Annotated in this window: 11 protein-coding genes; 9 read left to right on the top strand and 2 right to left on the bottom strand. The window is 68.7% G+C overall.

The genetic code is table 11. The annotated features are described in order from the left end of the window. From A5698_RS20850 to A5698_RS30045, 3 genes are all read left to right on the top strand, one after another. A partial coding sequence (locus A5698_RS20850) for an amidohydrolase family protein (RefSeq protein ID WP_156670837.1) occupies window positions 1–844 on the top strand: 844 nt, incomplete at its 5' end. Beyond that, the gene (lnt, locus tag A5698_RS20845; protein ID WP_068300634.1) at window positions 837–2477 is read left to right on the top strand and encodes an apolipoprotein N-acyltransferase; all 1641 of its coding nucleotides are present in this window, start codon (window positions 837–839) and stop codon (window positions 2475–2477) included. The genes A5698_RS20850 and lnt, both read left to right, overlap by 8 nt. Beyond that, window positions 2474–3250 (top strand): polyprenol monophosphomannose synthase, encoded by a 777-nt coding sequence (locus A5698_RS30045; protein WP_068300632.1) that lies wholly within the window; start codon window positions 2474–2476, stop codon window positions 3248–3250. Before lnt ends, A5698_RS30045 begins: the two co-directional genes overlap by 4 nt. Here the strand turns inward: A5698_RS30045 and A5698_RS20835 are convergent, their stop codons facing one another. Further along, window positions 3251–3586, bottom strand: a complete 336-nt coding sequence (locus tag A5698_RS20835) for an RNA polymerase-binding protein RbpA (RefSeq protein ID WP_064350208.1) — start codon at window positions 3584–3586, stop codon at window positions 3251–3253. A 126-nt stretch (window positions 3587–3712) separates the two neighbouring features. Between A5698_RS20835 and A5698_RS20830 the strand changes: the two genes are divergently transcribed. From A5698_RS20830 to A5698_RS20805, 6 genes are all read left to right on the top strand, one after another. Next, a complete protein-coding gene (locus A5698_RS20830; RefSeq protein WP_067085347.1) occupies window positions 3713–4042 on the top strand; it encodes a hypothetical protein in 330 nt (109 codons plus the stop codon). Window positions 4043–4207: 165 nt separating this feature from the next. Beyond that, the gene (locus A5698_RS20825; protein WP_502688965.1) at window positions 4208–4501 is read left to right on the top strand and encodes a hypothetical protein; all 294 of its coding nucleotides are present in this window, start codon (window positions 4208–4210) and stop codon (window positions 4499–4501) included. A 35-nt stretch (window positions 4502–4536) separates the two neighbouring features. Then, the gene (locus tag A5698_RS20820) at window positions 4537–5319 is read left to right on the top strand and encodes an ABC transporter permease (RefSeq protein WP_068300629.1); all 783 of its coding nucleotides are present in this window, start codon (window positions 4537–4539) and stop codon (window positions 5317–5319) included. Beyond that, window positions 5316–6038 carry an ABC transporter ATP-binding protein gene (locus A5698_RS20815; RefSeq protein WP_068300628.1) on the top strand — a complete coding sequence of 241 codons (723 nt, stop codon included), beginning with the start codon at window positions 5316–5318 and terminating at the stop codon, window positions 6036–6038. The genes A5698_RS20820 and A5698_RS20815 overlap by 4 nt, the downstream gene beginning before the upstream one ends. Window positions 6039–6065: 27 nt before the next feature. Continuing rightward, window positions 6066–7079 carry an ABC transporter substrate-binding protein gene (locus A5698_RS20810; protein WP_068300627.1) on the top strand — a complete coding sequence of 338 codons (1014 nt, stop codon included), beginning with the start codon at window positions 6066–6068 and terminating at the stop codon, window positions 7077–7079. A 7-nt stretch (window positions 7080–7086) separates the two neighbouring features. After that, window positions 7087–8181: an LLM class flavin-dependent oxidoreductase gene (locus tag A5698_RS20805; protein ID WP_068300625.1), complete on the top strand. Its 1095-nt coding sequence runs from the start codon at window positions 7087–7089 to the stop codon at window positions 8179–8181. A 13-nt stretch (window positions 8182–8194) separates the two neighbouring features. On the opposite strand, the gene A5698_RS29130 is transcribed toward A5698_RS20805, so the two are convergent. Beyond that, the coding region (locus A5698_RS29130; protein ID WP_068300623.1) for a hypothetical protein at window positions 8195–8741 on the bottom strand (547 nt) is incomplete at its 5' end.

Genomic DNA, 8741 nt, shown 5'->3' with positions numbered 1-8741 from the left:
CGCGCTGATCGAGCGCACCGGCGCCCGGGGCCTGGCCGGCGACCTGTTCGTCGACGGAGCGCTCGGCTCGCGCACCGCCTGGCTGCACGAGCCCTACGCCGACGCGCCCGGCTGTGTCGGCAACACCTATCTCGACCGCGACGCGATCGCGGCGCACCTGCAGGCCTGTACGCAAGCCGGCATCCCCGCCGGCTTCCATGTGATCGGCGACGCGGCCGTCACCGCCGTCGTCGACGCGCTCGAGACCGTCGTCGCATCGGCCGGAGCCCCCGCCGTCGCCCGGTGCGGGCACCGGCTCGAACATCTGGAGATGGTCACCGAGGAACAGGCACACAAGCTCGGCGCCTGGGGCGTGCTCGCCAGCATGCAACCGAACTTCGACGCCCTGTGGGGCGGCGAAACCGGCATGTACGCCCAGCGTCTCGGGCGCGAGCGAGCCAGATCGTTGAACCCGTTCGCGCTGTTAGCATCCCAAGGCGTGCCCCTCGCCTTCGGCTCGGACAGCCCCGTCACCGGAATAGACCCGTGGGCGACGGTGCGCGCGGCGACGCGGCACCAGACCCCGGGCAGTGCGCTCTCGGCGCGTGCGGCCTTCGCGGCACTGACCCGCGGTGCGTGGCGGGCCGCAGGCGTGCGGGACGGGGTGGCCGGCACCTTGGTCCCCGGCGCTCCGGCCACGTACGCGGTCTGGGAGGCCGACGAACTCGAGGTCAGTGCGCCCGCCGACGCGGTACAGAGGTGGTCGACCGACCGCCGCTCGCGGGTGCCCGCGTTGCCACGGCTGGACGGCCCATCACCCCGCTGCCGTCAGACGGTTCACCGAGGTGTCGTCATCCATGGCTGAAACCGCCTCCAGGACAAGGCGCTTCGGACAGGCCCTGATCAACCGGCTGCCGCAACTGGCGGTCGTGATCGTGGCCGGGCTGCTGCTGTGCCTGAGCTTTCCGCCGTTCGGTTGGTGGTATCTGAGCTTCGTTGCGTTCGCACTGCTGGCCTGGGTGCTGACGCGCGAGACCACCACCGTGCGAGGCGGATTCGGCTATGGCTTCGTGTTCGGCGCCGCGTTCTACCTCCCGTTGCTGCCGTGGGTCGGCGCGTTCGTCGGACCCTTCCCGTGGATCGGTTTGGCGCTCGCCGAGGCGTTCTTCCCGGCGCTGTTCGGTGCGGCCGCGGTGGCGGTTCGGAAGCTACCGGGCTGGCCGCTGTGGTTTGCGGGGCTGTGGTCGGCGCAGGAGTGGCTCAAGTCGACGGTGCCGTTCGGTGGCTTCCCGTGGGGCGTGGTCGCTTACGGCCAGACCGAGAGCCCGCTTCGGTCGATCGCCCAACTGGGCGGTGCGCCGTTGCTGTCCTTCGCCACGGTGCTCGTCGGATTCAGCGTCGCGGCAATCGTTTTCGAGGTCGTCGAATGGTGGCGGCGCGACGCCGGACAGAACGCGGCACCGCCGGCCGTAGTGGTCCCCGGGGTGGCCATCAGCGCCGTGCTGCTCGTCACCGCGTTGACGTGGCCGCACGTCCGTCAGTCCGGGCTCGGCGCCGGCGACGAACACTCGGTCACCGTGGCCGTCGTCCAGGGCAACGTCCCGCGGCTCGGCCTGGATTTCAACGCGCAGCGGCGCGCGGTGCTCGACAATCACGTGCGCGAGACGCTGCAACTCGCGGAGGACGTACGAGCCGGGCGCGCACCGCGGCCGATGTTCGTCGTCTGGCCGGAGAACTCGTCCGACATCGATCCGCTGGCCAACCCGGACGCCGACGAGTTGATCTCCTCGGCTGCGTCAGCCATCGACGCTCCCATCCTCGTCGGCGCCGTGGTCGAGGCGCCCGGTGCCACGCCCGACGAGCCGGCCACGACGAACTCGGTGATCGTGTGGAATCCGCGCGGCGGGCCGGGCGAGCGACACGACAAGCAGATCGTGCAGCCGTTCGGGGAGTACCTGCCGTGGCGCGGATTCTTCCGGCACTTCTCCGACTACGCCGACCGCGCCGGGTACTTCGTGCCGGGCGACGGCACCGGGGTCGTGCATCCCGCCGGTGTGCCCGTGGGGGTGACCACCTGCTGGGAGGTGATCTTCGACCGGGCACCGCGCGAGTCGGTGCGCAACGGGGCGCAGTTGTTGGTGGTGCCGTCGAACAACGCGACGTTCACCGAGTCCATGAGCGAACAGCAGCTGGCGTTTGCGCGGCTGCGCGCGGTCGAACACGACCGATACGTCGTCGTCGCCGGCACGACGGGAATCAGCGCCGTCATCTCGCCGGACGGCCGTGAGCTGTCTCGCACCTCGTTCTACGAACCCGCGTACCTCGACTCCGCGGTACGGCTGAAAACGCAGCTCACAGCCGCGACGCGGTGGGGTCCGCTGGTGGAGGGCCTGCTCATCGCCCTCGGCGTAGGCGGGCTTATCGCCGCGATGCTGCACAATGAAAGCTTTGTGCGCCGTCGATTGACCGGCGGCACCAAAGATAGAGGAGCTAAATGACGACGGGCCGGGACCCGGGGGAGCGCCCCAGCCAGCGCACGCTGGTCATCATCCCCACGTACAACGAGCGGGAGAACCTTCCGCTGATCGTCGAGCGCGTTCAGAAGGCGCAGCCCGACGTGCACATTCTGGTCGTCGACGACGGCAGCCCCGACGGCACCGGCAAGCTCGCCGACGACCTGGCGCTCGCCGACCCGGACCGCATCCACGTGATGCATCGCACCGCCAAGGGCGGCCTCGGCGCGGCCTACCTGGCCGGATTCGCGTGGGGGCTGGGCCGCGAGTACTCGGTGCTCGTCGAGATGGACGCCGACGGCAGCCACCCTCCCGAGCAGCTGTACCGCTTGCTCGACGCCATCGACGGCGGCGCCGACGTGGTGATCGGTTCGCGCTACGTGGCGGGCGGAGAGGTGCGTAACTGGCCGCGCCGCCGCCTGGTGCTCTCGCGCACCGCCAACGGCTACAGCCGCATCCTGCTCGGCGTCGACATTAACGACATCACCGCCGGCTATCGCGCCTACCGCCGTGAGGTGCTCGAGAAGATCGACCTGAGCGCGGTCGAATCGAAGGGCTACTGCTTCCAGATCGACCTGACCTGGCGTTCGATCAACAACGGGTTCGTCGTCGTCGAGGTGCCGATCACGTTCACCGAACGCGAGTTCGGTCAGTCCAAGATGAGCGGCTCCAACATCCGCGAGGCCCTGTTCAAGGTCGCGGGGTGGGGTCTGCGGGGTCGCATCGACCGCGCGCGGGGGGCCCGCGTCACGCCGTGATCAGCCGCGGCGGCGGGCCTTGATGATGTCGAGGCGCTCCTTGAGCAGCTCCTCGAGCTCCTCGATCGAGCGGCGCTCGAGCAGCATGTCCCAGTGCGTCCGCGGCGGCTTGGTCTTCTTGGGCTCCGGCGCGTCACCCTCGATCAGGGTGCCTTCCATGCCGTTGCGGCACAGCCAGGTGTGGGGGATCTCGGCGTCGTCGGCGAACGGGACGTCGAACTCCTCACCGTTGTCGGTGCGGTACCGCGCGACCTGACGCGGCGCCAAGTCGTGGTTGCGGTCGGTCTCGTAGCTCACGGCTCCGAGGCGACTTCCCCTCAAGACACGATCAGCCATCGTCAAACAACTCCTCGATCAGCGCGTAATTGTCCGGATCATCAACGCAGCAATACGCTGTGAAGTTCCCGACTCGACCCTCCATGATACCGGGGAACGGGTGGCACTCGGTTTACAGTCACGTCCGTGGCACGTCGGTTACGTCCCCAGTCCTGCCGCTGGTGCGGTCGCGAGGTCGGCGACGCCGGTCTGGGCCGGCGGCGCCAGTACTGCAGGCAGTCATGCCGCCAGCGCGCGTATGAACAGAGAAGCCTGATCAAGGGCACCTCGCTGGCCCCCGACGCGGTGGTCCTCTCCCCGGAGGAGGCCGCCGAACTCTCCGACCGCGTCTACCAGGTCCGATGCGCGGCCGAAGACGTCGCTTTGGCCGTCGAGGAGGGGGCGGACACCGGTGAACTGCGCGAGCTGTGCGACGCCCTGATGCAGGCGGCCAAGGCCGCCGACGGGTGGCGGTGACGGCCGGTATCTCCCGGTAATTCGCTGCGCGGTGGAACCGCCACGGGCCTGGCTCGTCGTCCAGAACGACCACCAAGTTCCCCCCGATTGGACCCACCATGACCGGGCTCATGAAGCGATTGACCCCCATCCTGTTCGTCGCGATCGGCGCGCTTCGTCGCCGACGTGAAGTCGCCCGACGGTAAGCCCTTGACGATCGGCATCTCCGTCGACGGCGGCCAGGTCGTCGCCTACGCCTGCAACGGCACCGACGACGAAGCGTGGTTCTTCGGCAAGCAGACCGACGGCACGATCGACCTCGAGTCGAAGTTCCGCGACGCCCTGAACGCGCGGTTCGACGGCACCGACGTCGACGGTGACGTCACGGGACAAGCCGATCACCGGCGGGGGGTCTTTCCTTCACCCAGAATCAAAACCTTCCGCCCCCGCGGAGCCGTGCGTAGCGTCAAATCACCGTGACCGCCCCCGCCGATCTCGCTGCACCCAACGCGCCCATGACCGCCGGGCCTGCCGCGAATCAGGCTCGGCGGCAACGCAAGTGGGCCGCCATTCGGTTGGCGTCTCCGGTGCTGTTGCTTCTGCTGTGGCAGCTGCTCAGCGCTGTCGGCTTGATCCCGCAGGACGTGTTGCCGGCGCCGTCGCTGATCCTCGAGGCCGGGGTGGAGCTGATCCGCAACGGCCAACTCGCCGACGCGCTGCACGTTTCCGGCATCCGGGTGGCCGAGGGCCTGGTGCTCGGCGGGTTGCTCGGCGTCGCGCTCGGCACGGCCGTCGGGTTGTCGCGGTGGGTGGAGGCCGGCATCGATCCACCCATGCAGATGCTCAGGGCGCTTCCGCACCTCGGCCTGATTCCGCTGTTCATCCTGTGGTTCGGCATCGGCGAACTGCCCAAGGTGCTGCTGGTGGCGTTGGGTGTGAGCTTTCCGCTCTACCTGAACACGTTCTCGGCCATCCGCCAGGTGGATTCGAAACTGTTCGAAACCGCTCAGGTGCTGGGATTCTCGTTCTGGCAACGGTTCTGGCGCATCATCGTGCCCAGCGCGGCGCCGCAGGTGCTCGTCGGTTTCCGGCAGTCGCTGGCGATCGCGTGGCTGACGCTGATCGTCGCCGAACAGATCAACGCAGACAGTGGGATCGGCTTCCTGATCAACAACGCCCGCGACTTCCTGCGGATCGACATCATCATCTTCGGTTTGATCGTGTACGCGCTGCTCGGCATCGGCACCGACGCGATCGTCCGCACTCTCGAACGACGCGCATTGAGGTACCGCTCATGACACTCGCCACGGCACGGGAAGTGCGCACGGCCGCCGAACTACGCCACGTCGACAAGTGGTACGGCGACCACCATGTGCTCGTCGACCTGTCGCTGACGGTCGGTCGCGGCGAAATCGTCGCGTTGATCGGCCGCAGCGGATCCGGTAAGTCGACCGTGCTGCGGGTGCTCGCCGGCCTGTCACCCGAACACACCGGAGAGCGAATCGTGTCGGGCGCGCCGGCGCTGGCCTTCCAGGAGCCGCGGCTGTTCCCGTGGCGCGACGTGCGCACCAACGTGGCGTACGGGCTCACCCGCAGCGGGCTGCGTAAGGACCGGGCACACGCCCGCGCCGAGCAGGCGCTGGCCGATGTCGGGCTGGCCGAGCGCGCCGACGCGTGGCCGCTGACGCTGTCCGGCGGTCAGGCGCAACGGGTTTCGCTCGCTCGCGCGTTGGTCGCCGAACCAGAGCTCCTGCTGCTCGACGAGCCGTTCGGCGCGTTGGACGCGTTGACCCGGCTGAGCATGCGCGAGCTGTTACTCGACCTCTGGCGGGAGCACGGGTTCGGCGTCCTGCTCGTCACGCACGACGTGGGCGAGGCCGTCGCTCTGGCCGACCGGGTTCTGGTGCTCGAAGACGGCCGTGTCACCCACACGCTGGCGATCGCCGACCCGCGCGCCTCGATCGGCGCGGACGCCTACCGCGTCGAACTGCTCGAACAGCTCGGTGTGCAGAGCTGAAACCCATTGCTACCGAGGGGAATTTTCATGCCCAGAATCGTCGTCGTTCTCACGCTGATCGGCCTCCTGCTGACCGGCTGCGTGTCGCGCCAGGACAGTGCGGGTGCGCAGGAGGCGCCGGCCACCGTGCCGCTGTCCGACCTCGCCGGGGTGACGCTCAACGTCGGCGACCAGAAGGGTGGCACCGAGGCCCTGCTGAGGGCGTCGGGTGCGCTCGACGATCTGCCCTACGAGATCAACTTCTCGACTTTCACCTCCGGCCCACCCCAGATCGAGGCCGCCACCGCGGGCAAGATCGACTTCGCGATCACCGGTAACACGCCACCGATCTTCGGGGCCGCGTCCAACGCGAAAGTCAAGGTGGTGTCGGCCTACGACGGCGGCGGATACGGAGATCAGCTCCTGGTGCACGCCGACGCGCCCATTCAGCGCGTCGCGGATCTCCGCGGCAAGAGCATCGCGGTCGCCAAAGGCAGTTCGGCGCACGGGCATACGCTGGTCCAGCTCGACCGCGCGGGGCTGAACGTGTCCGACGTGAAGCTGGTGTTCCTGCAACCCGCCGATGCGCTGTCGGCCTTCACCCAGCGCCGCGTCGACGTGTGGGCCATCTGGGATCCCTACACCGCGCAGGCCGAGACCGATCTCGCGGTGCGCAGCATCGCCACCGCAACCGGCATCACCAACGGCGCCGGCTTCGGTGTCGCCTCCGACGCCGCGTTGGCCGACCCGAAACGCAACACCGCGTTGAGTGATCTGCTGCAGCGCTACGCCAAGGCCGTGCGGTGGGCCAACGACAACCGCGAACAGTGGGCCCAACGCTACGGCGAGGAAGTGGGCCTCGCCCCCGCGGTCGCCTCCCTGGCGCAGGGTCGCAGCCTGCGGTTGCCGACCGATCTGTCGGACAAGTTGATCGCCTCGGAGCAGGAGATGGCCGACCTGTTCGCCGAGTCCCAACAGATCGCGGCCGCACCGGATTTCGAACGCTGGGTCGACCGCCGCTACACCGACGTGCTCGAACCCCTCTACCTGGATCGTGATTAGGAGCGACATGCCCTCGGCGAAGTTCTTCTGGTTTCTGCCGACCGCCGGAGACGGCCGATCCATCGTCGGTTCGTCGCATGCGTCGTCGCAGAAGACGGTGCCCGCCAATTACCGCCCACCGACGCGGCGCTACCTCGCCGAGGTGGCCCGCGCCGCCGATCGCCTGGGCTACGAGGGGGTGCTGACGCCGACCGGAACCTGGTGCGAGGACGCGTGGTTGACCGCATCCGCCCTGCTCGCAGAGACCGAGCGACTGAAGTTCCTCGTCGCGTTCCGGCCGGGTCTGACGCCGCCCACACTGGCCGCGCAGCAGGCCGCCACGCTGCAGCGGTTCTCGGACGGCCGCGTGCTGCTCAACATCGTCAGCGGCGGCGACGACGTCGAACAGCGCCGGTTCGGCGACTGGCTCGACCACGACCAGCGCTACGCGCGGACGGGGGAGTTCCTCCACATCGTGAACTCCGTCTGGCGCCAGGAATCGCTGGACTTCGAGGGCGACCACTACAAGGTTGCCGACGCGCGGGTATCGGTGCCGCCGGATCCGTTGCCGCAGATCTACTTCGGCGGGTCGTCGCCCGCGGCGCTGCCGATCGCCGCGCGTTACGTCGACGTGTACCTGACGTGGGGCGAACCTCCGCAGGACGCGGCGGCCAAGATAGCCCGCGTTCGTGAGCTCGCTGAAAAGCAGGGCCGCGCCGTGCGGTTCGGGATCCGGTTGCACACCATCAGTCGGAACACCTCGGAGGCCGCGTGGGCGGTCGCGAACGAGATGATCGCGGAATTGAGCCCGGAGCAGATCGCCAACGCCACTGCACTGCACTCGAAGTCGCAGTCCGAAGGACAGCGGCGGATGACCGCTCTGCACGGCGGCCGGACGGATCGACTCGAGATCTACCCGAATCTATGGGCCGGTGTCGGGCTGGTGCGCGGCGGCGCGGGCACCGCGCTGGTCGGCAGCCACGAAGAAGTGGCCAACCTGGTCTACGAGTACTACTCGCTCGGGTTCGACGAGTTCATCCTGTCGGGCTACCCGCACCTGGAAGAGGCGTACTGGTTCGCCGAAGGCGTGCTGCCGCTGCTCAAACGCAAAGGCGTCGCCTGATTCGTGGCGATGGTCAGCAGCTGAACTTCTCGCCGGTCTGCGGGGGCGCGGTGGCTGGCTGCAGACATCCGAACGGTTCGATGCCGGCGTCGCTGAACCGGACCGCGGACCGGTAGGCGTAGTTGACGCAGAACAGTCCGACGGTGTCGGTGCGGCAGCGGTAGTCACCGAAGGACAGCACCTGCCCGTACGGGAGTTCGGGTCCCTCCCCGGCGGTGAACCGGCCGGGATCGCCGTGCACGGAGCCGACGGTCACGGTGGTGCCGTCGTAATCGACCCAGCCGCCCTTCCACTCGCCGTAGGCGTCGTCCGGCCGCGGCGGCGGGTTGACCAGGTCCACCAGGCAGGCCAACGCCCCGTCGGCGTACTGGCTGTCGGTCATACAGCTGGTCTTGCCCGACGGCGTGGTGAATGCGACGTCTTCGCCGAGGTCCGTCGTCTGCCCGTCACGCGAGGCCGCGTGATACCGGCCGGAGTCGGCGGGTTCGCCGACGACGTCCACGACGAAACCCAAGCCGGCCGCTCCGCCGGCTCCCGGCGCCCCGATCGGGGACGTGATG

The sequence above is a fragment of the Mycobacterium sp. E136 genome (assembly GCF_001666865.1).
GTDB lineage: Bacteria > Actinomycetota > Actinomycetes > Mycobacteriales > Mycobacteriaceae > Mycobacterium.
The sequence above is the reverse complement of the archived record's forward strand: the minus strand, read 5'-3'. Positions and strand labels throughout refer to the sequence as shown.